This is a genomic window from Nannocystis bainbridge, assembly GCF_028368995.1.
Classification (GTDB): domain Bacteria; phylum Myxococcota_A; class Polyangia; order Nannocystales; family Nannocystaceae; genus Nannocystis; species Nannocystis bainbridge.
Genome location: NZ_JAQNDL010000002.1, coordinates 1,489,145 through 1,514,506 on the forward strand (window position 1 = coordinate 1,489,145; position 25,362 = coordinate 1,514,506).

20 protein-coding genes are annotated in these 25,362 nt (G+C 70.3%); 11 read left to right on the forward strand and 9 right to left on the reverse strand.

Annotated features, from left to right (window positions below):
• Positions 1 to 38 precede the first annotated feature (38 nt).
• The gene (locus tag POL25_RS23470) at positions 39 to 566 is read right to left on the reverse strand and encodes a PilZ domain-containing protein (protein WP_308477899.1); all 528 of its coding nucleotides are present in this window, start codon (positions 564 to 566) and stop codon (positions 39 to 41) included.
• Here POL25_RS23470 and era point away from each other — a divergent pair.
• From era to POL25_RS23490, 4 genes are all read left to right on the forward strand, one after another.
• A complete protein-coding gene (era, locus tag POL25_RS23475) occupies positions 565 to 1,542 on the forward strand; it encodes a GTPase Era (RefSeq protein ID WP_272088378.1) in 978 nt (325 codons plus the stop codon). The genes POL25_RS23470 and era overlap by 2 nt on opposite strands.
• The gene (gene der, locus POL25_RS23480) at positions 1,539 to 3,011 is read left to right on the forward strand and encodes a ribosome biogenesis GTPase Der (protein WP_272088379.1); all 1,473 of its coding nucleotides are present in this window, start codon (positions 1,539 to 1,541) and stop codon (positions 3,009 to 3,011) included. The genes era and der overlap by 4 nt, the downstream gene beginning before the upstream one ends.
• Positions 3,012 to 3,219: 208 nt before the next feature.
• Positions 3,220 to 4,890: a vWA domain-containing protein gene (locus POL25_RS23485; RefSeq protein ID WP_272088380.1), complete on the forward strand. Its 1,671-nt coding sequence runs from the start codon at positions 3,220 to 3,222 to the stop codon at positions 4,888 to 4,890.
• Positions 4,891 to 5,100: 210 nt separating this feature from the next.
• Positions 5,101 to 6,771 (forward strand): vWA domain-containing protein, encoded by a 1,671-nt coding sequence (locus POL25_RS23490; RefSeq protein WP_272088381.1) that lies wholly within the window; start codon positions 5,101 to 5,103, stop codon positions 6,769 to 6,771.
• A gap of 854 nt (positions 6,772 to 7,625) precedes the next feature.
• On the opposite strand, the gene proS is transcribed toward POL25_RS23490, so the two are convergent.
• From proS to murJ, 5 genes are all read right to left on the reverse strand, one after another.
• Positions 7,626 to 9,164, reverse strand: coding sequence for a proline--tRNA ligase (gene proS / locus POL25_RS23495; RefSeq protein ID WP_272088382.1), 1,539 nt, complete (start codon positions 9,162 to 9,164; stop codon positions 7,626 to 7,628).
• 95 nt (positions 9,165 to 9,259) lie between these two features.
• On the reverse strand, positions 9,260 to 10,012 hold the full coding sequence (locus POL25_RS23500; protein ID WP_272088383.1) for a lysophospholipid acyltransferase family protein: 753 nt from the start codon (positions 10,010 to 10,012) through the stop codon (positions 9,260 to 9,262).
• Between the two features lie 647 nt (positions 10,013 to 10,659).
• Entirely contained in the window at positions 10,660 to 11,058 is a 399-nt protein-coding gene (locus tag POL25_RS23505) for a CBS domain-containing protein (RefSeq protein ID WP_272088384.1), read from the reverse strand.
• A 94-nt stretch (positions 11,059 to 11,152) separates the two neighbouring features.
• Positions 11,153 to 12,109: a COX15/CtaA family protein gene (locus tag POL25_RS23510; RefSeq protein WP_272088385.1), complete on the reverse strand. Its 957-nt coding sequence runs from the start codon at positions 12,107 to 12,109 to the stop codon at positions 11,153 to 11,155.
• A gap of 640 nt (positions 12,110 to 12,749) precedes the next feature.
• Positions 12,750 to 14,372, reverse strand: a complete 1,623-nt coding sequence (gene murJ, locus POL25_RS23515; protein ID WP_272088386.1) for a murein biosynthesis integral membrane protein MurJ — start codon at positions 14,370 to 14,372, stop codon at positions 12,750 to 12,752.
• A gap of 50 nt (positions 14,373 to 14,422) precedes the next feature.
• Between murJ and POL25_RS23520 the strand changes: the two genes are divergently transcribed.
• Genes POL25_RS23520 through POL25_RS23530 form a run of 3 tightly spaced genes read left to right on the forward strand, consistent with a single transcriptional unit; the run spans position 14,423 to position 16,059 of the window.
• On the forward strand, positions 14,423 to 15,295 hold the full coding sequence (locus tag POL25_RS23520) for a UbiA prenyltransferase family protein (RefSeq protein ID WP_272088387.1): 873 nt from the start codon (positions 14,423 to 14,425) through the stop codon (positions 15,293 to 15,295).
• A 7-nt stretch (positions 15,296 to 15,302) separates the two neighbouring features.
• Positions 15,303 to 15,755, forward strand: a complete 453-nt coding sequence (gene dtd, locus POL25_RS23525; protein ID WP_272088388.1) for a D-aminoacyl-tRNA deacylase — start codon at positions 15,303 to 15,305, stop codon at positions 15,753 to 15,755.
• A 46-nt stretch (positions 15,756 to 15,801) separates the two neighbouring features.
• A complete protein-coding gene (locus POL25_RS23530) occupies positions 15,802 to 16,059 on the forward strand; it encodes a hypothetical protein (RefSeq protein WP_272088389.1) in 258 nt (85 codons plus the stop codon).
• Positions 16,060 to 16,148: 89 nt separating this feature from the next.
• On the opposite strand, the gene POL25_RS23535 is transcribed toward POL25_RS23530, so the two are convergent.
• On the reverse strand, positions 16,149 to 17,273 hold the full coding sequence (locus POL25_RS23535) for a hypothetical protein (protein WP_272088390.1): 1,125 nt from the start codon (positions 17,271 to 17,273) through the stop codon (positions 16,149 to 16,151).
• Positions 17,274 to 17,387: 114 nt separating this feature from the next.
• Positions 17,388 to 17,777 carry a hypothetical protein gene (locus POL25_RS23540; protein ID WP_272088391.1) on the reverse strand — a complete coding sequence of 130 codons (390 nt, stop codon included), beginning with the start codon at positions 17,775 to 17,777 and terminating at the stop codon, positions 17,388 to 17,390.
• 1,212 nt (positions 17,778 to 18,989) lie between these two features.
• Between POL25_RS23540 and POL25_RS23545 the strand changes: the two genes are divergently transcribed.
• The 4 genes from POL25_RS23545 to POL25_RS44500 all read left to right on the forward strand — a co-directional run bounded on the left by POL25_RS23545 (position 18,990) and on the right by POL25_RS44500 (position 24,083).
• A complete protein-coding gene (locus POL25_RS23545; protein ID WP_272088392.1) occupies positions 18,990 to 20,252 on the forward strand; it encodes a receptor L domain-containing protein in 1,263 nt (420 codons plus the stop codon).
• A 131-nt stretch (positions 20,253 to 20,383) separates the two neighbouring features.
• Positions 20,384 to 21,304 carry a hypothetical protein gene (locus POL25_RS23550; protein WP_272088393.1) on the forward strand — a complete coding sequence of 307 codons (921 nt, stop codon included), beginning with the start codon at positions 20,384 to 20,386 and terminating at the stop codon, positions 21,302 to 21,304.
• A gap of 57 nt (positions 21,305 to 21,361) precedes the next feature.
• Entirely contained in the window at positions 21,362 to 21,505 is a 144-nt protein-coding gene (locus POL25_RS23555) for a hypothetical protein (protein ID WP_272088394.1), read from the forward strand.
• Positions 21,506 to 21,911: 406 nt separating this feature from the next.
• Entirely contained in the window at positions 21,912 to 24,083 is a 2,172-nt protein-coding gene (locus POL25_RS44500) for a redoxin domain-containing protein (protein ID WP_272088395.1), read from the forward strand.
• 939 nt (positions 24,084 to 25,022) lie between these two features.
• On the opposite strand, the gene POL25_RS23565 is transcribed toward POL25_RS44500, so the two are convergent.
• A complete protein-coding gene (locus POL25_RS23565) occupies positions 25,023 to 25,220 on the reverse strand; it encodes a hypothetical protein (protein ID WP_272088396.1) in 198 nt (65 codons plus the stop codon).
• Between the last annotated feature and the right edge of the window lie 142 nt (positions 25,221 to 25,362).

Genomic DNA, 25,362 nt, shown 5'->3' on the forward strand with positions numbered 1-25,362 from the left:
CAGGGGAGATCCCCAAATTAGTCACGCCTGCCCGCGGCTCAGTGGAGCCGGTCTTCGGGGACAGGTGCGCCGATCTCGGGCACGAAGCGGAGGAAGCGCAGACCGGCGCCGCTGAGGGCGCGCAGGCCGTCGCTGCCGGCGTACTGGAGATAGTAGTGGTTCTGAATGCGCGCGATCGCACAGATCGCGGCTTCGTCGCCCGGCATTTGGAAGCGGATGATCACCTTCGTCCGCAGCGGCAGCGGCTCGGGCATCTCGATGAACATGCCGGACTCCGAGATGTTGCGGGCGACGCACCACTGCTCCCCCACCTCCTCCGAGAAGACCAGCACGGGGAAAACTTTGTCGATCCGCGAAGAGCCACGGCGATCCTGGGCGACACGCATGATCAGAGCATCGCCGGGTCGGTGCATGAACACAAATATCCTACATGTGCGCCAGGGTGAGTCAATAAATACGGTGCTGGAGTGTGCTTTCTGCGCGCGTGCGCGAGGTCTGGCTGGCGGACGCCCCGCGCGCTTGATTCGGCCTGCGCCATCCCCCATAAAGCCCGGACTTTTGGCCATGGAAACCGATCCCACGCCGGAGCAGCGCGACGATGTGTCCTTTCGGGCAGGTACCGTCGCGCTGTGCGGGCGGCCCAACGTCGGCAAGTCGACCCTCCTGAACGCCCTCGTGGGCAGCGACCTGGCGGTCGCTACCCGGTTCCCGCAGACCACCCGCGAGCGCTTGCTGGGCGTGTGGTCGGAGGACGGGTTTCAGGCCGTGCTGGTCGACACCCCCGGCATCCACCGCGCCAAGTCGGCGCTCAACAAATTCATGGTCGACGAGGCGCTGCGCGGGGCGAAGGCGGTCGACCTGGTGCTGATGCTCGCCGAGGCGCCGCTGCTCGCCGACACCGCCGCCGCCGAGGAGTGGGAGCCGGGCCCGTCGGCCGCCGCCGCGCTCGCCTCGCTCGCCACCGCCGGGCGGCCGATCGCGCTGGTGCTCACCAAGTGCGACCGCATCGAGGACAAGGGGCTGCTGCTGCCGATCCTCCACAAGTGGTCGACGCTGCACCCCTTCACCGCGCTCATCCCGATCAGCGCCACCGCCGGCGAGGGCCTGAAGCAGCTGCGCGACCACGTCGTCGCCGCTCTTCCGGTCGCCGAACCGCTGTTCCCCGAGGATCAGCTGAGCGACCGCGCGATCCGCTGGCACGCCGGCGAGCGCGTGCGCGCGGCCCTGTTCGACCACCTGCGCGACGAGCTGCCGTACTGCTGCGCCGTCACCGTCGAGTCCTTCAAGGAGCAGCGCAAGCCGCCCCGGGACATCGTCCACGCCAGCGTCCACGTCGAGCGCGACAGCCAGAAGCCGATGGTCATCGGCCGCGGCGCCGAGACGATCAAGGCCATCTCGATGTCGGCCCGGCGGGCGATCGCCGAGCTGACCGGACGGCCATGTGAACTCTACCTCGAGGTCAAGGTGACCCCGAATTGGACCCGCGACCCGGCGCTGATGCAGCGCCTCGGCCTGCACGTGCCCGTGGGGGGCCTGTCATGAGCGAGCACGACGACGATCTGGCCGAAGAGCCAGGCGAAGACATCTCCGAGGACGGCCCGGCGCCGAGCGCCGACGTCAACCGTCGCACCAGCGTGGTAGCGATCGTCGGCCGCCCGAACGTCGGCAAGTCGACCCTCTTCAACCGCCTGATCGGCTCGCGTCGGGCGATCGTCGAGGATCGCCCGGGCGTCACCCGCGACCGCCTCTACGGCGTCGTCACCCACGACGGCAAGAGCTACGTGATCGTCGACACCGGCGGCCTCGACTTCGAGGACGAGTCGCTCGGCAGCCAGATCCGCGTCCAGGCCGAGATCGCGATCGAAGAGAGCGACCTGATCCTGTTCGTCGTCGACGCCTTCGACGGCATCATGGCCGACGACCGCGACATCGCCGACATCCTGCGCCGCTCGGGCCGGCCGGTGCTGGTGGTCGTCAACAAGTGCGACAACCCCGAGCGCGAGCTCGCGGCCCAGGCCGCGCACGAGCTCGGCTTCCCGATCCTCGCCGTGTCCGCGGCGCACGGTCGCAACGCCGCCGAGCTGCACGATCACGTGCTCGGGCAGGTCCAGCAGCCCGCGCTCGAAGGCGTGCTCGCCAACACCCTCGAGGGCACCCGCGTCGCCTTCATGGGCCGCCCCAACGCCGGCAAGTCGAGCCTCATCAACGCGCTGCTCCGCGAGCCGCGGGTGATCGTCAACGCCGAGGCGGGCACCACCCGCGACCCGATCGACCTGCCGTTCGAGTTCAACAAGCAGCCGATCGTCCTCATCGACACCGCGGGGCTGCGGCGGCGCAAGCAGATCGAGCGGGCCATGGAGAAGCTGGCCGCGATCAAGGCGATCCGGACGATGGAGCGGACCCAGGTGGTCGCGCTCATCGTCGACGCCACCATGGGCGTCACCGACCAGGACCAGCGGCTGGCCCGCATGGCCCACGAGCGCGGCAAGGGCGTCGTCGTCTGCCTCAACAAGTGGGATCTCGTCGCGCGCGACAAAAAAGCCGCGCACGCCGTGCAGGTCCAGGCCGAAGAGGAACTGCAGTTCCTCGAGAAGCCCTACATCATCAAGACCTCGATCACCGGCGCCGGGCGCGACCGGGGGCAGGGCCACGCCCGCGGCCTCGGCGAGCTGATGGAGGCGTGCCTGCTCACCGCGCGCGCGCTCGGCAAGCACATCTCGACCGCGGATCTCAACGCCGAGCTCGCAGCCGCGGTCGCCGAGCACTCGCCGCCGATGTTCGGGCCCAAGCCGGTAAAACTGTTGTTCGCTACCCAGGCCGAGAGCGATCCCCCGCTGATCGTCATCTCTGCCAACCACGGACGCTGTCTTCCGGCGTCCTACGAGCGCTACTTGCTGCGTCGCTTTCGGACTCGCTGGAACCTGCGCGGCATCCCCGTGCGGCTCGTCGTGCGCGCCCGTGGCCGCACCAACAGCGAGCGGGGCCGGGGCGCGAACAAGTCGGCCGAGTGATTGGCGGCGCCTCGCCGCGGAGGCGCCGTCTCAAATGGATGACGGTCGAACCCGGATGTGAGGGAGCGCCGGGCGCTCGCGCGCCACTGCGCAGCCGAGCGCGGCCCCAGCGCTCCTGACATCTGGAGTGTTCGCGGACTTTACAAGCCGGGGCCACCTTTGCGATGGTAGGGCACACCGCCCACTCCGGCCTCCCTGGAGAACCTTCATGTCGCGCGTTACTTCCCTGAGTCGCTTCTCGCTCACCGCCGGCGCTGCCCTGGCGCTCACCGCCTGCCTCGAGCACCCGATCAAGAAGGTGCTCTACGACAAGAGCTCCGAGGCGCAAGAGAACGTCGCCATCGCGATCAACAAGGACGTCGACATCCTCTTCGTCATCGACAACTCCGGGTCGATGGCCGATGAGCAGGCCCTCCTCGCCAAGAACTTCGCCGCGTTCATCAACGTGCTCGAGGCCGAGGACGTGAACGCGAACTACCGCATCGGCATCACGACCACCGACAGCGGCAACCCGCGCTGTCCGGCGGCCCAGACCACCCCCGAGGGCGGCAAGCTGGTGTTGTCGAGCTGCCTCGGCCGCGTGGATCTCGGCGACTTCTCGTTCGACATGGACGACTACGCCTACGCCTGCACGGACGTCTGCAACCTCACCGACGATCAACTGCAGATCAAGCCCACCGAGACGGCGTACTCGAACGGTGAGAAGGCCCCGCGCAACTGGATCGAGCGCATCGAGACGGTCACCAACCTCCCCGACGACGTTACGACCGTGCAAGCGTTCCAGTGCTTCGGTCCGCAGGGCGTGTCGGGCTGCGGCTTCGAGCAGCACCTCGAGTCGATGTACAGGGCGCTGGCGCTGGCCGGCCAGGAGTCGTCGGGGAGCAACTACGGCTTCATCCGCGACACCGCGATCCTCTCGATCGTGTTCATCACGGACGAGGTCGACTGCTCGCACAACGACAAGTTCAAAGAGATCTTCACGACCAACAAGCAGTTCTGGGAGGACCCGGATCGCCCCGACGCCACCAGCGCCGTGTGCTTCAACGCCGGCGTGAAGTGCGACGGCGCAGGCCCGACCTTCGCCCGCTGTGAGTCGGCCAACTACGGCATCGACGGTTCGGTCGACGTCGCCGACGCCGACGCCGTGCTGCAGCCGCTGTCGAAGTACATCAACTTCGTCCAGAACCTCGAGACCCAGAAGCAGACCTTCGACCTCAACCAGGAGGTCCTGGTCGCGCTGATCGCCGGCGTGCCGCCCGGCTACGAGGACGGCGACAAGGACATCGTCTACGAGGACGATCCCGACCCGGACCAGCAGGATCTTTTCGGCATCGGCAAGGGCTGCACCCTGCCGAACATGATGGATCCGGACGCCCCGCAGACGGCTCTCCCGCCGGTGCGCGAGCGCGAGTTCGCCGAGGCGTTCCAGGTCGGCGACGATCGCAACCTGTTCTCGATCTGCCAGGACGACTACTCCGGCGCGCTCAAGGCGATCGCGAACAAGATCCGCGACCAGATCAAGCCGGCGTGCATGACCAAGTGCGTCAAGGACGTCGATCCCTCGGATGCGATCCTGCAGCCGAACTGCCAGATCTTCGAGGACAACCTCGCGGCCATGACTCGCAACGAGATCCAGCCGTGCGAGGAAGTCGCGGGCGAGTGGATCGCCCCGGCCGGTGAGACCGCGTGCTTCGCCGAGCTCATCGACCCGGGCACCGAGACCCCGAGCGAGATCGACAACATGTCGGAGGAGTGCGTGCTCGAGGGCTACAACCTCGAGTTCCTGCTCATCCGCACCGGCGCCGCTGCGGCCGGCACGACCATCTCGGCCGCGTGCGAGCTGTCGCCGAACCCGGGCAACGACTGCCCGATGCTCTGAGCCTGGTTCGCTCGACGTGAAGGCGCTCCCGCCGCGAGGCGAGGGGCGCCTTTCGCTTTGGGTCCGCGCCGCGCGGTCGGCGTGCCAACTCGGTTGGCGAACCACTCGCAACGGCGCAACCCCGTTGCGGCGGTCTCCCGTCTCAACGACGCGAGATGTCAGCGTTTTCCTGCTGGCCTGCGAGGCGCATGGACCCCGGCGGAGGTCCCGATGTCGCTGCGCTCCACCCTTATCGTCTCGCTTCCCCTCGTCACTGGTCTCCTCGCCGGCTGTCTCGACCACCCGGTCAAGAAGGTCACCTACGACAAGACCCAGGTCGACGACATCACCGTCGACGTCCAGCTCAACAAGGACGTCGACATCCTGTTCGTCATCGACAACTCGGGCTCGATGGCGGACGAGCAAGCGACGCTGTCGAAGAACTTCGAGGCCTTCATCGGCGTGCTCGAGCGCAAGGACGTCGACGCCAACTATCGCATCGGCATCACCACCACCGACGCCGGCAACCCGCTGTGCAAGCAGGCCCAGACCACCCCGGAGGGCGGCAAGCTGGTGCTCTCGAGCTGCCTCGATCGCATGGCGCTCGGCGACTTCACCTTCAACATGGACGACTACGGCTATGCCTGCAGCGACTACTGCAAGCTCGACGACGCGGCGCTGACCGACCGCATGAAGCCGACCGAGACCCAGTACTCCGACGGCGAGGTGGCGCCGCGGCGGTGGATCGAGCGCATCGAGGGGAAGACCAACCTGCCCGACGACGTGAGCTCGGTGGAGGCGTTCCAGTGCTTCGGCCCGCAGGGCGTGTCCGGTTGCGGTATGGAGTCGCACCTCGAGTCGATGTACCTCGCGCTGGCCCAGGCGAGCCGCGCCGACTCGCCGACCAACTACGGCTTCCTGCGCGACCAGGCGATCCTCTCGGTGGTGTTCATCACCGACGAGCTCGACTGCTCGTACAACCCCGAGTTCGGCGAGATCTTCACCACCGACAAGACCTTCTGGTCCAACCCGGACGACCCGCAGGCGACCAGCGCGGTGTGCTTCAACGCCGGCGTGAAGTGTGACGGCGACGGCCCGACGTACACCAACTGCCGCTCCGCCAACTTCGGCGTCGACGGCACCGAGGGCGTGTCCGACGACCAGGCCGTGCTGCGGCCGCTCTCGAAGTACGTCAACTTCCTGCAGACGATCGAGGACGCGAAGAAGGTCACCCAGCCTGATCAGGAGGTGCTCGTCGCGCTGATCGCCGGCGTGCCTCCGGGCTACGAGACGAAGGACGCCGACGTCATCTACGAAGACTCGAGCGACCCCGAGTTCCAGGACAGCTTCGGCATCGGCGCCGGCTGCACGTTGGCCAATGCGATGGACCCGGACAAACCGCAGACCGCGGTCCCGCCGGTGCGCGAGCGCGAGTTCGCCGAGGCGTTCCAGGTCGGCGAGGACCGCAACCTGTTCTCGATCTGTCAGGACGACTACTCCGAGGCGCTGCGCGCGATCGCCAAGACGCTCGAGGCGCAGCTCAAGCCGGCGTGCATGACCGAGTGCGTCAAGGACATCGATCCGACCACGCCGGTGGTCGACCCCTCGTGCGTGCTGACCGCGATCAACGCCCGCGAGGGCACCCGCGAGGACATCCCGTCCTGCGAGGAGGTGGGCGGCGAGTGGGTCGCGCCCGCGGGCTCCACCGCCTGCTTCGCCGAGCTGATCGACGCGGACGACGAGACCCCGAGCGCGATCGACAACATGGACGCGGCCTGCGTCGCCGAGGGCTTCAACCTCGAGTTCAAGCTCATCCGCACCGCACCGGCCCCGGCCGGCACCACCTTCGAGGCCACCTGCGAGCTGTCGCCGAACCCGAGCCAGGACTGCCCGATGCTGTGAGCCGGCCTCGCCGCTTCGACGGAGGCGCTCTCGCGCGTGCGAGGGCGCCTCACGCCTTTCTGGCCTGAGCGCATGACCTGAAAGGCGAGCCACGGATGGTGTGGCCACCCACGCCGGCCGGCCACAGGCGCCCTCGACCCAATCGAAGTTTAAAGCGCTCTCGGGGCCTCCAGGATCCCGGCGGCCGATAGCGATTGCTGACAGCTCCCCGCGAGCCCGCCATTGGCTCGCCTTGGGACGCCGTCGTCGCAGATCCCGGCTCGCCCGGCGCCTGGTCTCGTGAATGCGCGAGCCGGCAAGGGTCTGCAGTTATCATTCTTGTATGATGAGAATCAGTCTACGATAATAGAACGCAAGCAGACGTAAGTGCGATTTGCCGGCGCTCGACGGGCTACTCCGGCGACAGGCGTCGGTGCATTCGCGGGCAGGGCATTCCCTCGGCGCGGGAGCAGCTTCTCGGCCCAGAGATGCGCCATTTGCTGCCGGGCGGGTGAGCGCTCTGGGATTTAATCATCATCCGTGCCCGATGAAATGGTGTGGCTCGGACACCCCGTATAGCGGGGTTCGATTCGGCGCGACAGCGAACTCATACTATTCGAGTTTGGTTATTTGCGCGGTTACGCATCGGGGCGCTCTGCGGATAAAAAATGCCCCGTTAACGGATTCGTCGATCGCACGAGAATCGATAGGGATTACTTTTCCCCTGACCACGATGGAGGACTTCTCCATTATTTGATGGTAGGAGCCGCTCGCGGGCACCGGATCGAGCGGCCATGGGTGCGCTTTGGCGCACGCGGCTCGCGCTTACGGGCGCGAGCCGCGAGAGGGTTGTCCCGAGCTTCGCTCCGATTGCGTCAGTACGCCTTGGCCATCAGCACCCGCTGCGCGCTCGGGTTGCCGGAGAACACGCAGCGGCCGGCCTCGGGCGCCGGGCCCTGGCCGGGCAGGGGGATGCAGCGGATCGTGACGCGCGTCTGCTCCTTGATCTTGGCCTCGGTCTCGCGGGTGCCGTCCCAGTGGCACCAGGCGAACGTGCTCTTGTCGCCAGCGAACGCGGCCAGGAACTCGTCCCAGGTGTCGATGGTGCGCGCGCGCTCGCGCACGCGGTCCTGGGCGATGCGCAGCAGCTCGTCCTGGAAGCGATCGAGCCGCTCTTTGATGGTGGCGACGAACTCGTTCTGCGGGATGAACTCCTTGCCGCGCCCGGCCGCGGTGTCGACCCGCATCTTGACGCAGACCTGACCCTTGGCGAGGTCCTTGGGCCCGAGCTCGACGCGCACCGGCACGCCCTTGCGCTCCCAGATGTAGAACTTGTTGCCGGGCCGCAGGTCGCGGTCGTCGACCACGACCTCGACGAAATCGCGGTGGCGGCTGCGCGGCAGGGAGAGGTCGACGTCGGCCAGTTGGGCGCGGATCGACTCGGCCGCCGCCAGCACCTGCGAGCGCTCCTCGTCGGTCTTGTAGATCGGGACGATGACGACGTGGATCGGGGCCACGCGCGGCGGGAGCACCAGGCCGCTGTCGTCGGCGTGGGTCATGATGACGCCGCCGACCAGGCGCGTGCTGACGCCCCACGACGTCTGCCACACGTAGTCGCGGCCGCCGGCCTCGGTCTGGAACATGACGTTGAACGCCTTGCCGAAGTTCTGCCCGAGGTCGTGGCTGGTGCCGGCCTGCAGCGCCTTGCCGTCCTGCATCATCGCCTCGATGCAGGTGGTCTGGACCGCGCCGGCGAACCGCTCAGCGTCGGTCTTGATGCCGCGAATCACCGGCATCGCCATGATCTGCTCGGCGAAGTCGCCGTAGACGTCGAGCATGCGCTTGACCTCGGCCTGGGCCTCCTCATGGCTCGAGTGGGCCGTGTGGCCCTCCTGCCACAGGAACTCGGTGGTGCGCAGGAACATCCGGGTGCGCTTCTCCCAGCGCATCACGTTGGCCCACTGGTTCACCAGCAGCGGCAGGTCGCGGTAGCTCTCGATCCAGCGCGAGAAGAAGTAGCCGATGATCGTCTCGCTGGTCGGGCGGATGACGTATGGCTCCTCGAGCTTCTCGCCGCCGGCGTGAGTGACGACCGCGAGCTCGGGCGAGAAGCCCTCGACGTGCTCGGCCTCCTTGGTGATGAAGCTCTGCGGCACGAGCAGCGGGAAGTAGGCGTTCTGGTGGCCGGTGGCCTTGAAGCGGGCGTCGAGGTCGCGCTGCAGCTTCTCCCAGATGGCGTAGCCGTGCGGCTTGATGACCATGCAGCCCTTGACGACCTTGGCCGGCTCGGCCAGCTCGGCCTCGCGGATGACGTCCTGGTACCACTGCGGGTAGTCGGTCTCGCGCGGGGTGATCTTCCCGCCTGCCTTGCCTACCTGATCCTCTTGCTGCTCCGCTCGGGCGCCCTGTTTCATGCGCGGAGGATGCCGAGGGGGCGACGAGGTGGCAAGTCCGCGCCCTCACGCCCTGGCGCACGGGCGCGGCGCCGGGGTAGGGGCCCGGCCGCGGCTCAGGTGCCGGTCAGCGGCGTGATCTGGTGGCGCAGCGCCACGATCTCGGCCCGCACCTGCTCCTTGAGCGCCTGCAGGTCGTCGAGCGTCAGGCCGCGGGTCGAGATCGGGGTCCCGACGGCCACAAAGGCGCGCGCCTGGCCGAAGCGCCAGTCGTGCTTGCGCAGCGCCGCGGCGGTGCCGGCGACCGCCACCGGCAGGATGTCGGCGCCGGTCTCGATCGCCAGGTGGAAGGCGCCGTCCTTGAACGGCCCCATCTCGTCGCCGAGCGCGCGCGTGCCCTCGGGGAAGATCATCACCGGCGTGTCGCGCATCAAGTACCGCCGGCACCGCGCCATCGCCCCCTTGGCCGAGCCGCGGTCGCCTCGCACGACCGGGATGTCGCCGGCGAGGAACATCGCCCAGCCGAGGATCGGCACCTTGAACAGCGACGCCTTGCCGAGCCACTTCATCTCCCACGGCAGATGCGAGATGAGGAACGGGTCGGTCTGCGAGCAGTGATTGCTGACGACGACGGTGCGCCGCGGCCGGTACGGCGGCAGCGGCCGGAGCACGCGGAAGTCCCACAGCGGATTGAACTTGGTGACGCCGATCGCCGCCAGGCGGAACAGCCGCCCGGTGACCCTTCGACCATGGTCGAAAGGCCAGGTCAGCGGCACGAGCACGCATTGCAGGCAGAACGCGAGGCCGCCGAGCCCGAAGATGAGCAAGTATGTCCAAACGGACAGGATGATCGTGCGCGAAGCGGACATGCGCGGCATGCAGGCGTGCCCCTGAAGATGGGCCACAGCCGTCATGCCACGGCGCTTGCGACGTGCCAAGCGCCGCGGGCCGCGCAGGCCGATCGTGCGCGGCGCGGCAGCGTGAACGGCGGGCGAGCACGCGCGGGGGAGAAACCACCTGGCACCATCCGTGGCACCGTCAACCCAAGCCGATTTCAACGCGGGGTCGGGCGCGCGCGGCCGGACCGTTGGCCCATCTTCCCGCGGCCCAGCGCACGCACTCCCGACTCCCATCCATGTCAGTGGCCCTGGCGCCCTGGTTCCGTTGGCGGTCGACGCATGAGCTGTCGCACGACGAGCACCCGCCCGCAGGGACGACGGATCGACGCAGGGAGGACACGCGAGGCGCGAAGCCGTCACGGCCGCACGAGACCTCGCGGACCGCGACCGCCACGACGCTCTTCCGTCGGCTCGACGCTGTCATGCCGCGGCGCGGAGCCGTCCCGAAGCCCTCGGCCGCAGCGCGACGCGTCGACCTCTTGCCGCGGCGCGGAGCCGCCATTACGGACCTCGAGGTCCTCGGCCGCCAGCGCGACGCGTCGACCCGACCTCATGCCACGGCGCGGAGCCGCCACTACGGACCTCGAGGTCCTCGGCCGACAGCGCGACGCTCGGCCTCAATGACGCAGCGCGGCGGCGTCGAGCAGCGACCCGCAGCGGCGGGCCGCGTCGTCGAGCGTGAACAGGCCGACGAGGTGACCGCGGTCGCTGATGACCACGGCCTCGGAGCGGTGCGTCAGCATCAATCGCAGCACCGCGTCGACGCTGCGCCACGGGGGTGCGACGGTGGGGTCGCCGCACATCACGTCGCGCACGAGCCGACGCGCGAGCAGGTCGCCGCGGAGCCTGGCGAGGTCGCGCTCGTACACGAGGCCGAGCAGCTCGCCGTAGTCGAGCACGGGCAGCAGCGCGACGCCCTCGTCGCGCATGCGCTGGAGCGCCGAAGCGGCCACCTCGTCGGGCAGGACCGAAGAGGGCAGGGCGCGCATGAGCTCGCAGACCGGGCGAGAAGCCATCGCCGATCACTTTAGCCGAGACCGCGGACGGATCCACCGCGCCCGGCCCACATCGGCCCCGCGATGTGATGCCGCCCGGCTGCCTGACGCTACGTCACCGGTCGGGGCGCGCACGCCCGTCGAGACCTGTTTGGGCGTACAGCAATTCGAGCGAGAACAGCACGGCGGCCACCCACAACGCCGTACCGAGGCCGAGGTGCAGGACCTGCATCCAGCCGGGGGCGGACAACATCACATTGAGGACGCCCGCCGCCAGCTGAGCGAACACCAGGATCATCACCCACGCGCTCGCGCGACGGACGGCCGGCGCCGCGGTGTTGCCGAGGTGATGGGCGATCACCGCGGTGAAGAAACCGAGGCCGCAGGCGAGCACCGGGTGCATCAGTCGCAGGCGCTGGAGGAAGTGCGCGCCGGCCCCGAGGTCGCGCTGCAATCGTTCGGCCAACGCGCCGGCCTCGACGGGGTAGAGCGTGTCGCCGAGGGCCGTGACGGCCCCGCTGAGGCCGACGAGCACCAGCCCCCCGAGGCTGGCACCGAGCAGCCAGCGGACACGACGGGACGCGCCGCTCCGCGTGACCGCGCCGGGATCGCGGCCCGCGGCCCACGCCGTCAGCGCGATCGCGCCGGTGAGCAGCGAGGTGTTGAGGAGGTGCGCGGCCATGACGACGGCGCGCGCGACCGAGTCGTTGTGGCCGACCAGACCGAAGCGCACCAGCCCGGCGCCGATCAGCGCCTCGGTGATCGTGAAAACCAGCGCCAGCCAGGCCCCGACCCGCGCCGTGTGCCCGCGCGGGAAGCCCCGCAGCGCCGCGATCAGCAGGGCGAGCACGATGATGCCGCACAGCCCCGAGGTGACGCGGTGCGAGAACTCGATGATCGTCTCGATCGTGGGGCTGATCGGCACGATCTCGCCGTGACAGGTCGGCCAGTGCTGCCCGCAGCCCGCGCCGGAGCCGGTGATCCGCACCACCGCGCCGAACAGGATCACGAGGACGGTGTACGCGAGAGTGCCCCAGGCGAGGCTGCGAAAGCGTGCGCGAGCGGCGGCCACGGGCCCTCCATACTCGCTTTTTCCGGCGCCGAAAAGCCCTGCGACGGGCTGCCACGGCCCGCAGCACGTGCGCTGGGCGACGCGACGTCAGCTCGGCCGGCCGCGCCGGCGCCGCCTCGACCGCACACCGGAGCGTCGCCACGTGCGCACGCAGACGGGCGCGGCTGCCTCGCACGACGCGAGCTCGCCGCAGCCGCGACGCGAGTTCGCCGCGGCCCCGACGCGCGATGACTCCAGCACGCCCCAGCCGCCGCCTGCTCGATGGCGCGTGCCTCGAGACGGTAGCTCGGGTCTGCATGTACTCCTGAACATGCCTCGCGGGACATGCTCATACAGACATAAACAAATCGTCATGTCCAAAGGGCCATGACCAGATGTACATGGCCGATCGATCAGATACATATGTCTGATACAACATGCCCGATAGACCATGCCCAAAGGGACATGTCCTCTAAAACATCATCGCATGCCCTATGCGACATGCCCGATCGAACATGGCTATATGGACATGTCCTCTAGAACATCCTCGCATGTCCGATGCGACATGCCCGATCGACCATGCTCACATGGACATGTCCTATGGAACATTCTCGCATGTCCGATGCGACATGCCCGATCGACCATGTCCTCTCGAACTTCGTCAACCTTGCTGCTGCACCCGGCGCCGCCGCAGCCGGCGCACGAGCCCGGCCGGCATCCCCCACAGCTGCACGCCGCCCGGGTACCGCCCCGCGCGGACGATCGCCGCGAACGCCACGAACCCGAGCGCGACTACCAGTCCGAGCGCGCCGGCGCCCAGCAGCGCGCGCAGCGGGCGGGGCAGGGCGGCCAGCGGACCGGCGAGCAGGTGCGCGGCGCCGGCCCAGGCGGCCCACACGACCACGGCGAGGCCGGCGTTGGCGGCCGCGAGCACCCCCACCTCGCGCCAGCGGCCGGGGCGGGCCAGGCCGCCGATCTCATGCCGGTAGAACGCGCGCAGCAGGCTCAGGTTGACGACCGCGCCGAGTGATGTCCCGAGGGCCAGGCCGGGCGCGCCGAGGCGCTCGTAGGTCGCCGCGTTGAAGCCGATGTTGACCGCCACCGAGGCCACCGACGCGATCAGCGGCACCCGCGGGCGATCGATCGAGTAGAACGCCGGCGCCACGATCTTGACCATGCTGTAGGGCGCGAGCCCGATCGCGTAGGCCTGCAAGATCAGCGCGACCGCGGCCGACTCCGCGGGGCTGAAGCGGCCGCCCTCGTAGATCAGCGCCACGATCGGGTGGGCCAGCAGGATCAGGCCGACCGTGCTCGCCGACGTCAGCAGCCAGGCCGCCGACAGGCCCTCGCCGGTGCGGGCGATCAGGCGCGAGCGGTCGCCGCGGGCCGCCTCCTCCGACACCTGCGTGGCCGTCACCGTCGCCAGCGCCACTCCGAACACCCCGATCGGCAGGAAGAAGATCCGGAACGCGTACTCGATCTGCGCCACCGCGCCGTCGCCGAGGCTGGCGGCGAAGCGCGTATTGACGAACACGTTGAGCTGGACCGCGGCCACGCCGACGATCGCCGGCAGCATCAGCGAGACGATCCGGCGCACGCCCGGGTGCTGCAGCAGGCCGCGCAGCTGCGGGCGGGCGCGGTAGCCGAGCCGGCGCAGGTACGGCAGCAGCACGGCCGCCTGGGCGACGCTGGCGACCAGCGTGCCGACGCTCCAGGCCATCACGGCGGCCGGTCCGCCGAGCCCGGCCAGCCACATGCCGAGGCCCGCGGCGATGCTGACCAGGTTGAACAGCACGGGCGCCAGCGCGAACGGCAAGAAATTGCGCTGGGCGTTCAGGATCCCGCCCCACACCGCGCCGACGCTCACGAACGCGAGGATCGGCATCATGATGCGCGTCAGCGCGGCGGTCTCGGCGATCTTCTCGGCGCTCCATCCCGACGTGATCGCGGCCACGAGCGGCCCGGCGAACACCACCCCGAGCAGCGTCAGCGCGCCGGTGACGAGCAAAATCCCGGCCAGCGCGAGGTTGGCGAGCTGGTACGCGCGCTCGCGATCCTCCTGCACCAGGGCCGCGGTGAAGGTCGGGACGAACGCGCTCGACAGGGCGCCCTCGGCGAGCAAGTCGCGCAGGAGGTTGGGGATCCGGAAGGCCACGGAAAACGTGTCCGCGAGCGCGCCGGCGCCGATGAGGCGCGACTGCAGCGACATGCGCACGAGCCCGAGGACGCGCGAAGCGGCGACCGCGGCGCTGATCGAACCCGACGACTGGAGGGCGGACGGCACGTGGCGCGGCAGTAGAACACGCGCCGGGGCCGTGCGATAGTCCCGGCCCCGTGCTCCTCGCGCTCATCAAGACGCTCCGGCCGCGTCAGTGGATCAAGAACCTCTTCGTCGCCGTGCCGCTGATGTACGGCCAACGGCTCACCGATCCGTCGAGCCTGCTCATCACCGCCGGCGCCGTCGCGCTGTTCTGTCTGATCTCCGGCTGCGTCTACATCCTCAACGACCTCGTCGACGTCGAGAAGGACCGCGCCCACCCGAAGAAGCGCAACCGACCGATCCCGTCGGGCAAGCTGCCCGAGGTCGTCGCCCGCCGCTTCGCCGTGATCTGCGTGCCGGTCTGCCTCGCGCTCGGCTACTGGCTGCAGCCGCTCTACGCCGCCGCGCTCGGCGGGTACTTCGCGCTCAACCTGGCCTACAGCTTCAAGCTCAAGCAGATCGCCTACGTCGACGTGCTGTCGATCGCCGCCGGCTTCATCCTCCGCGTGCTGGCCGGGGCGCTCGCGCTGGGGATCCCGGCCTCGCCGTGGCTGCTCGGCTGCACGGGCCTCCTGGCCATGTTCCTCGGCTTCGGCAAGCGGGCCCACGAGCTCGCCGGCGCCGAGGACCCGCAGAAGCAGCGCGCCGCGCTCGCGGCCTACAACCTCACCACGCTGCGGATCATCCTCTACGCGCTGGGCGTCGCCACCGTCGGCCTCTACGTCGCCTACACCCTCAGCGACCACGTGCTCGAGCTGTTCGGCACCAACCGCCTGGCGTGGACGGCCGTGTTCGGGGTGGTGGGCATCGCCCGCTTCATCTTCCTCTCGACCACCCGGCGCGAGGCCGAGTCGCCGACCGAGGAGATGCTGAAGGACCCGCTGTTCATGCTCAACTTCGTGGTCTGGATCGCCCTGACCGCCGCGCTCCTCTACGGTTGGATCTGAGGCGCGGATGTTGACGGTCATCCAGCGGGTCTCGCGGGCGGCGGTGCGGGTCGACGGCGAGGTCGTCGGCGCCATCGAGCGCGGCGCCATGTTGCTGGTCGCGGTCGAGCGCGGCGACGTCGACGCCGACGCGATCGCCACCGCCAAGAAGATCGCCTCGCTGCGGTTCTTCCCCGGCGCCACGCCCATGGATCGCACCCTCGCCGAGGTCGGCGGCGGCGTCCTCGTCGTCTCGCAGTTCACCCTCGCCGGCTCGCTGCGCAAGGGCCGGCGGCCCAGCTTCGAGGGCGCGGAGCTGCCCGAGCGGGCCCGCGCGCTGTACGAGGCGGTCGCCGCGGCGCTGCGGGCCGAGGGCCTCGAGGTGGCCACCGGGCGCTTCGCCGCGCACATGGAGGTCGACCTCGTCAACGACGGCCCCGTCACCTTCCTGCTGCGCAGCGTCGCCGGCCAGGTCCAGTGAGCCGTTCACTGGCGCGGGCGCCCGCGGAGCGCTAACGTCGCCGCGTATGCGCACCAGCTTGCTCGTGCTCGTCGCCCTCGCCACCTCGGCCTGCGCCTCGATGCAGGTCGGCGAGAGCCGCCGCAACGTCACGGCCTTCTGCGTCGGCGCCGACGGCAGCGCCTACGCCATCGCCACGCAGGTCAGCACCGGTGACCGCAAGAGCGACCGCGTCTGTCGCCGCGCCGTCGCCGGCATGGAGCACCCGCCCGGCGCCGACCTGCCGTGCCGGATGATGGAGTTCACGGTCGTGCGCGACAAGTAGGGCGCTCGCCGGCATGGCTGCGAGGACATGTCGCCGAGAGCATGTCCGTGCGGGCATGTCTTCTTGCACATGCCCGATCGCACATGTCCTCAAAGCCAGCGCACGAACATGAACGCGGCCAGCACCGCCGGCGGGGCCAGCAGCAGGCCCTCGAGCCCGCGTAGGCGGCCGCTGCGTTCGGGCGCGGGCACCGGCAGGGCGGCCAGCAGGGCGGCGTTGCGCCGGCGCTCGCGCGCCAGGATCTGCAACGGGCTCAGCCACAGCGCCGCCATGGCGCACCACAGCGCGATCCTCGGCGCGTCGGGCGGCTGAGCGCGCGACACCAGCCAGCCGCTCACGAGCAGGAGGGCGACCAGGCGCAGGCGCAGCAGCGGGCACAGGCGCAGCAGCTGGGTGGTGCCGAGCTGCAGGATCGGGTTGTGCATTCGCGCGACGAAGCCCGGGCGCGGGGCGGGCACGCCGGTGCCCGCCAGCCGCCGCGTCGCCTCGCTGAGCCACGGCACCGCCTCCCACAGCCCCGCCGCGTAGAGCCGACCGGCCGTCACGCGCACGACGAGCGCCGCCAGCATCGGCGCCGCCAGCAGCGTCCAGTGCTGCGTGCTGGCGGTCCCGCGCTCGGCCAGGCGGGCCAGCGTCAATTGCCCAGGCATGGCGATCAGCGTCGCCAGCCCGACCCCGAGCGCCGGCGCGTAAAGGTGCACGGCCGCCTCCTCGGCCGTCCAGCCGCCCGCGCCGAAGCGCTGCGCCTCGCCGATCCAGTGCTCGGGCGGGAACCGGCGCCCGGCGTAGGCCGCGAGCCCGGCGATGCCCGGCTCGATCAAGCTGGCCGCCAGCGCCAGCCACAGGAAATCACCGAGCAGCCAGGCGCAGCGCGTGAGGTCGGGCAGGGTCGCGGCCGCGATGGCGCCGGCCCCGGCGACGACGGTCAGCGCCAGGCCGCGGCGGTGCGCCGGGAGGGCCGATCGGAAGTGGCGCGCCGGCTCGATCGGCAGCGGCAGCAAGCGCTCGCGCTCGGGCGCGTGGAGGTAACCGCCGAGGCGCGCGTGCAGGCCGGCGAGCAGGAGGAACGGACCGCCGGCGAACACGAGGCCGCGCTGCGCGGTCAACTCGGGCTCGTTGGCCAGCGCGATAGACCAGGCGGCAGCCAGCACCAGCGGTGCGACCCACGCATTGGGCCAGGTCGCCGGCCAGCGGGGCAGGGGAGGGGCACGCACGCGGCGAACATAACCGCACTCGAGCGCCGGGGCGAGCGCATCCCGTCGCGGCTCACGGGGCTCGGACAGCTCGACGTAGGTCTCGCCCGCGCCACGTGCGTCGGCTGGAGGCCGTCAGTTCTTCGCGCTGTAGATCGTGAACAGCTCGACGTCGGTCACCGCCACCAGGCGGTACGCGTGTTCGCCCTCGGCGACCGCGATCGGCGTCGCCGGCAGCAGCTCCACCCGATCGACGCTGTCGTCGGCACGGGTCTCGAGCAGGGCGCGGCCGCCGGTCAGCATCACCGTCATGTCGCGGCGGCCCTTCGTCGAGATCGCCACCACCTCGCCGGCGCGGACCCGGAGCACCTTGGCCGTGTAGCCCTGGCCCTGGGCCCACACGAACTCGCCGCCGAAGCTGCGGCGCTCGAACGGCGGGCCATAGTCGTCGTCACCGGGGTCGACGGCGTTCTCGTCCAGAACGGCCTCCGGCTCCTCCGAACCTGCGCGATCCCTGTGCTCCATCGCCGCGATGATAGCCCGGAGCCGCGCAGCACGCGAGGGGGGGACCCGGACCCCGGGACTCTTGCCGTGACGTTGCGTGCCCATGCGCGTCCTCGCCGACCTCGTAAAGGCGTCCGGGGCGTCGACGAAGGGCGACGCGAACCACGTCTGCGTGGGGGTAGTGGCCGGTTCCTGGGCGGACGCAGGCAGCGCGAGGTCGAGGAGTCTGCGAGGCGATCCGGCGGGCATTTCGGACGCTGACGGCGCGAACGATCGCCATCGGCGTGGGCGATCCGTCGTGCAGATAATCGGCGGCGGCGCGAACGCTCGTGTTCGCGGAGAGCGATTTGTCGAGCGCGGCGGTCGACGGCGGCGCGCACGCTCGCGGTCGACGAGGGCGATTTGTCATGCCTCTCGATCCCAGCGGCGTGCACGCTCACGGCATGTCGCTCATCCGGCGCAAGGGCGTGCGTCCGCGGCGCGCACCAGCGGCGCAGAGGAGCTCTCTTCGTATCTCGACGCGGCGCGTCCGACTTCTGGGCGTCCAGCTGCTGGGCTGTCGGGCTTGTGACGTCCGGGGGCAGGAGAAAGACAGCGAGCAAGGTGCAGGCGAAGAGCACCGTGAAACCGAGCGACGCGGCGAGGACCCACGGCCTGGGCGGCGCGGGCGTGCTTGGTGGCGGTAGGACGGGCGGCCGAGCCGTCGTCGCCGATGACCGGGCGAGAGCGGGAGAGGGGCCCATCGGGACATGGAGACCAGTGACCGGCGTGAGCGCTGGCGCTGGCGGCGTCGGTTCGGGCGCGCGAGCGGTCGGCACCAGGGCCTTGCGGGCCGAGGGCTCGAGGAGTCGCCGAAGTTGCCGCCCGAGTTCGGCCGCGGAGGCCGGCCTCTGTGCCGGGTCTCCGCCGATAGCTCGCATCACCAGGTTCTCGAGGTCCGTCGGCAGCCGCACTTCAAACTCCGACGGACGTGCCGGAGCGACGCCGAGTGCAATCTCCACCTGCTGCGCTTGTGCCGTGGTTCCACGCCACGGCATCCGGGCGGTGAGCAACTTGAACAGCGTGACGCCGAGGGCGAGCCGGGGGCGGTATGTCTGAAGGGACATGTTCATCGAGGATCATCCGGCAATCACCGCAGCGCGTCGCGTGCATCGACCTGCGCTCGAAGCGGCCGCGCCGAGGCCAGGCGAGGCCCGATATCGCCACGGGGGAGGCGCGGCTACGATGGATTGGATGGTCTCCAGAAGAGCTCGTGCCGGGGTCCTCGCGGCCGGGCTCCTGGCCTGCGCGCCCGAGCCGTGCACCGAGGTCGAGGGGCTCGAGCTGTGGGACGCCGGCGTCTCGGGGCCGTTGTGTGTGCTCGGCGACGTCGTCGTGAACGAGCGGACGGCCGCCGAGCTCGCCCGCCTCGAGGGCATCGAATCGATCGCCGGCTCGCTCATCGTATTCGCCAACCCCGAATGGACCGAGCTGCCGCGCTTCGCTTCCCTGCGGGAGATCGGCGGCGCCCTGTCGATCTCCGACAACCCCGCGCTCACCACGATCGACGCCTTCCCGGCGCTCGAGCGGATCGGCGGGACGCTCTACGTCGGCGAGCACCCGCGCCTCGTGTCCGTCGCGCTCGGCGATCGCCTGGTCGAGATCGGCGGCCTCCAGCTCGCGCTCAACCCCGAGCTCGCCTCGATCGCCGGCCTGCAACGCATCGAGTCCGTGGCCGGCGACTTCATCGTCCAGGAGAGCGGGCGGCTCGCCACGCTCGAGTTCCCCGCGTTGACGCGGGTCGACGGGGGGCTCCGTCTCGTCGCGCTGCCGAGCCTGCGCAGCGTCGATTTCTCCGGGCTCGTGCGGAGCGGGGGCTTGAGTTTCGCGTCCACGGGCCTCGACGGGCTGGCCGGGTTCTCCGCGCTCGAGAGCGTCGGGTCGGTCATCCTCGAGGACAACTCGCGGATGACCGAGATCGAGCTCACCGGCTGGGCCCTCGGTTCCCTCAGTGTCCGCGGTAACGCGGGCCTGCGACGCCTGGCCGCGGTCCTCACCCCGGTCCCGGAGACGACCGCCTCGGTCTTCATCACCGACAACGCCGCGCTCACGCGGATCGACTGCGCCATCGACGGCGAGGAGCTCCAGTGGCTGGTCCTCACCGACAACGCCGCGCTCGCGCAGATCGCCCCCTGGACGGGCCTCGCGCGCTTGAGCGGCCTGCGCATCCAGCACAACGCGAGCCTCACCGAGCTCCGCTCGTGGCTGCCCACGCTGTCCCGCGCCGACCAGGTGTGGATCTTCGGCAACGCCGCGCTCCCTCCCGCGGCCGTCGACGCGTTGCTCGCCGAAGTCGATCACGACCGCGAACCTCGCGTCGGCGACAACGAGGGCCAGGTGACCTTGCTCGATCCGTGCCCGTGGCCCGACGACTACGTCTGCGACGCCGAGCAAGACGCGGACGGGGAGCCGGGCACCGGCCTGTGCCTCGTCGATCCGGACGGCTGCGGAGGTTGAATGCGCGCTCCTCTTCTCGTCCTCGCTGTCCTCGTCGCTTGCGCGCCTCCGGTGTCCGACGCCGAGGAGCCGCGTCCTGCGTGGGTCGGTGAGCACTTCACCATCGACACCACTGTCGAGACGGAGCAGCTGTGCGCCGGCAGCGTGCAGAGCCTCGATCGTTCATCGAGCGCACCTTCGCCTTCCTCGGCGAGCCGGTCCCCGACGACTTCGTCGCGCTCGTGGAGGTTGGCGACATCTCCCTGTGCCCGCCGACGGCGCAGGCGTGTTACCTGGGGGACCCGAACACGTCGTACCTCCAATCGCTCGCCAATTTCGGTCTGCCGCTGACGACGCTGCGTCACGAGCTCGTCCACGCAATGACGTGGGAGGCGTGGGGGCCCAGCATCTCGTTCTTCGCCGAGGGCATCGCCGCCGCGCTGCAGGGGCCCGTACTCGTGGGCGCGCCCCTTCCCGTCGGCGATCAACTCACCCTCACGACGGGGACGCTCGATTACGGCGCGGTGGCGCAGTTCACCCGCTTCCTGATCGACACACGCGGCGTGGACGCCTTCCGGCGGATGTATCAGGGCGCGCAGACGTGGTCCGAGGACGACATCCGCGCGCTCTTCCTCGAGGTCTACGGTGAGTCGCTGGCCGAGCTCGAGGCGGAATACCTGGCCACGCCGCTCGGCTGCACGTACGCGGTCGACCTCTGCGACGCCGGCAGCGCCGAACGGGTCGCGGACGTCTGGGCGCACAGCTTCGTCGTCTCGTGCGACGACCCCGGCTACGTCGGCGTCCGCGACTCGTCGCAAGTGTTCTTCACGGGGATGTGGACCGCCATGACGCTCCGGGTCGAGCGCGCCGGCCGCTATCGCCTCCGCTCCTCCGACTATGTCGAGCTGGGGGGATGCGGCGCCTGTGTCGGCCCGTGGAGCGGGATCCCGGCTCTCGACACCGACATCGAGCTCGACCTCGACGCCGGGCTTTACACCCTGCTCGCGCCGGCCGCCGCCGCCACCCGCACGGTTCAGGACGTCGAGCTGCGGCTCGTCGAGCCCGCGCCCTGACGGCCGGCCGCCGACCGCCACGTGCTCGCCCGAGCTCCGGCGTGGTACACGTCGGGCGTGCGCGGTCAGCTCGCGATCCTGGGAGCGCTCGCCCTGTTCCACGCGCTGTCGGTGCGCGCGAGGTCGCGGACCCGGCTCTCGAGCGCAGCGTTGTCGACGTACTCGAAGGCGCAGGACACGAACACCACGACGCTGTGGTGACGCGCGGTCGCTTGCGCGTGACGGGGCGAATCGCCGGTCGCTCCCCCGTTTTTCGGGCGCCGAGGTCGGGAGGATGAGCGGTCTGAACTTCGGTTCAGGTCGATGGAATGTCTCTTCGAACAGGTTCTGGGATGCGCGTGAGGGAATACGAGCGACACCGGCGTGGTTCCGCCACAGCCGCGCGTTCGAGGCCGTCCTGCACGAAGGTGGGTCCATGAGAGGCCATCCGGGCCGGTGGCACGTTCGCCCGACTCCGCGAGTCGACATGCCCAGCCTGTCCCGGCGATCCGCCCATCGCTCTCTCATTGTTTGGACCGCAGGTCTGACGCTGCTCCTGAGCGGTGCCGCGGGCTGCGAGCGGCGCGGCGGGCCGGTGATCCTCGCCAGGGCGAAGGCGCTGGCGCCCGTGGAAGATCGGGCCGCGACGGCCGCGCTCGAGCAGGTGCGCCGCGGGTACATGGGTCGCGACTGGTGGGGGTGCGCGCACGAGGGGGCGGCCCTGCGGGAGAAGCACCCCGACGACGCGCGGCTGCAGGCGTGGACGATCCTGTGCGCGGGCCGCTCGGGGGGCAACGCGCTCGCGCAGGCGGAGGCGATGCTGGCTGAAAGGCCAGGTGACCCGTGGGCCCTGTTCGCTCGCGCCGGCGCGCTGCTCGACGACCCGTCGCGCGGCCAGCAGGAGAGCATCCCGGCGGCGCGGGCGGCACTGGCGGCCCTGGACGGGCACCCGGACGCGCTGTGGCAGCTCGGCCGGGCGCTCGTGGTCCACGCGCCGCGGATCGAGACGGTACAATTCTTCGCCGAGCACGGCGGCGCGACGCCCGATCTGCTGGCGCTCGAGCTCGCGTTCGCGATCCAGTCGATCGGGTCGACCGAGGCGCAGGTGCTCGAGCTGGCGGCGAGGACCAGGGCCGCCGACCCGAACAACGTCGACGCGGAGTTCGCGACGGCGACGTGGCTGCTGAACCACCGCCGCCCGGACGAGGCGGGCCCGCTGCTGGTCCGCGCGCTCGAGCTGTCGCCGCACTCGTCGTCGCTCCACGCGCAGCTGTGGGAGGCGCTGCTGCAGGCGAGCGATTCAGCCGCGGGCGGGGCGGGCGGGGCGATGGTGGAGGCACCGCTCGCGCGCGAGCACGACGACGCGGACCGGTCGACGTGGGAGGCGATGGTGCAGGCGGCCCGGCGCGGGCCGGAGGGTCGGCGGGCGGTGATCGACGCGGGGGTGGCGTCGCTGCTGCGCGCACGCCCGGACTCGCCTGGGACGTTGAAGACGGCGGCCGACGTGTACGCGACGCTGGCCCCCGAGGTGCAGGCGAAGTACGAGGCCGAGCTCCTCGAGCGTTTCCCCGCCAGCGGCTCGGCGGACTGGGTCCGGGTCGGCCAGCTCCGCAAGCTGACGCAGGCGCGGTACGAACGCGAGACGAAGAAGACGCCGGACGTCGCCGCCGACGCGCAGCTGCGGGCGCAGATCGAGACGCTGCTGCGCGAGCGACCGCCGGCGCTGCCGGGGCTGCGCGCCGAGCAGTACATGGAGCTGTACTTCCTGCTGCGCGACGACGAGCAGGCCGCGCCGGAGGTGCTGCTGTCGACGCTGCAGGCGTGGGTCGAGGTCGAGCCGCGCAACTTCATCGTGCTGGCTGACGCGGCGGTCGTGCTCGCCGAGCGCACGCCGTACCGGCGTGAGGCCGAGGTGATCCTCCGCGAGGCGATCCGGCGCAGCGAGGCGATGCTGGCCGCGGGCCGGGCCCAGGAGGACGATTCGAAGATCTTCGACGAGCAGGACAGCTACTTCGCGGGCCGGATGAACAGCGCACTGGGCTCGGTGCTGCTGGCGCAGGGCCGGCGCGACGAGGCACGCGAGGCGTTCGCGCGGGTCCAGGCGCTGGCGAACAAATCACCCGAGATGGTGCTGCCGCTGGCCGCCTTCGCCGAGTCCGAGGGGCGGATCGCGGAGGCCGAGCAGCTGCTGGTCGAGGGGCTGGCGCTGTGGGGCGGCGAGAAGTCGTGCGAGGAGGCGCTGCGCGGGCTGTACCGCCGCCAGCACGGCAGCGACCGCGGCTACGCCCGCCACCGGGCCCGGCTCGAGGACGACGTGCGGGCCAAGCGGCGCGCGCAGGTGCTGGCGGGCGCGATCGCCGAGCCGAAGCCGCTGCCGCCCTTCGCGCTGCCGCGCCTGAACGACGAGGAGCTGCGCAGCGAGGCGCTGCGCGGCCGCGTGGCGGTGATCAACCTGTGGACGACGTGGTGCGGCCCGTGCGCGGCCGAGATGCCGGCGCTGCAGCAGCTGGCCGACGCGTACGCGAAGGACCCCGACGTGGCCGTGCTGACGATCAACGGCGAGCCGCACACCGACGAGCTGCGGGGCTGGCTGGCCGAGCGGAAGATCCGGCTCGAGGTGCTGCTCGGGGCCCGCTGGACCAGCGACAACGGGTTCACCACGCTGCCGACGACGCTGTTCGTCGATCGCGCGGGGCGGGTCGTGTTCTCGCACGAGGGGGCGACGGAGCGGCTGGTCGAGGAATTCACGTGGCGCATCGAGGCGCTCCGCGAGGCGGGCCGGGCCGACGCCGCAGGTTGACCGGGGGCGCCGATTCATGACAGTCCGGCTCGCGGTCGTCGTGGACCTCGCATTCGTGCAGGCCCACGAATCGTCGGATTTCCGCGGCGTCGTCGATGCACATGTGAGCCGTGCGCCCGGGCCTCGGCAGTGCGCGAGCCGGGGACCTGCGCGGCGGAGATAGCCGCGCCGGCGGGGTGCCCAGCGCTCTTCCCGTCAGCCCGCGCTCAGCGGCGCGGGAACACGGGATCAGCCCAAGTCACTGGTGAAGGCGCACCGCGGTGGCGCGCTGGATGGCGTTTGACGTGACGTAGCCGCCCCAGACCGCCTGGTCAAACGCGCCCGTGGCCACCGCGTGTGCCGCGGAGCGCCAGCGCACGACCGCGCACGACCTCGGCAATTCTGACCTCCGAAGCGAACGCGTTGCCCAGGAGCGAGTCGTCCGACTCGCCGACACTCAATAGATGGCGGCGACGAGTCGTAAGCACCTGTTCGCGACCGAGCTGTACGCTCCGGTGGCGACGGTCCAGTTCTCCTTCGAGGGAGACACCACCGGGCTCGTGGATTCCGGGAGCCTCGCACGCAGCAGCTACACCGTCATCTGGACCGGCAAGCCCTTCTCGCAAGTGTGGCTCGCCGCCAAGCCCGCCTTCGCCCCCACCCACGACGTATTTCTCGGCTACCACCCGCCCGAGACGGCGACGGCCACCTTGGCGGCGCAGTTCATCGCGGACGCGCTTCAGCGCGACGTGACGGTCGAAGGACGCGTCGTGACGCCGAGGCCGCTCTCGGCCTCGCCACTCGTCGATCGGCTACTCGACCCCGATCGCCTACGAGGAGAGCTTCTACGCCGAACAGGCGCAGACTCAAGCGGCATAAGCAAAGTGTCCACTTTTTCGGGGCAATCCCAACCTGTTCCTGGCTGGCGAATTGGGCAGAAACCTGTACATGCGCGCAGTATCACAGAAACACGGTATGTGCCAAGGACGCCAAGCCCGCCTCCGCCGCCTCACGTTCGCGGGTGCCGTTCCTGCCGAGGAAGAGGGGCGGGACTGGCGCGTTGAGCAACTGGCGGCGCACCTCGAGGTACTGCTGCACCACTGCCGTGTCGAGGCTGAACGAAGTGAAGGCCCTCCTCGAGGCGGCCGCGAGCAACACGGGGCGGCGTCGGGCCGGGTGACGTAGGCCGCGTCGACTCATGCACCGACCCTTCCGTCGCGCGAGCGCGCGGGTGGTATCTCAGAGCGCAGATCGCCGACCCGCGCAACGCGTACGAGCCTATGATGCCTCGCTCCCGAGC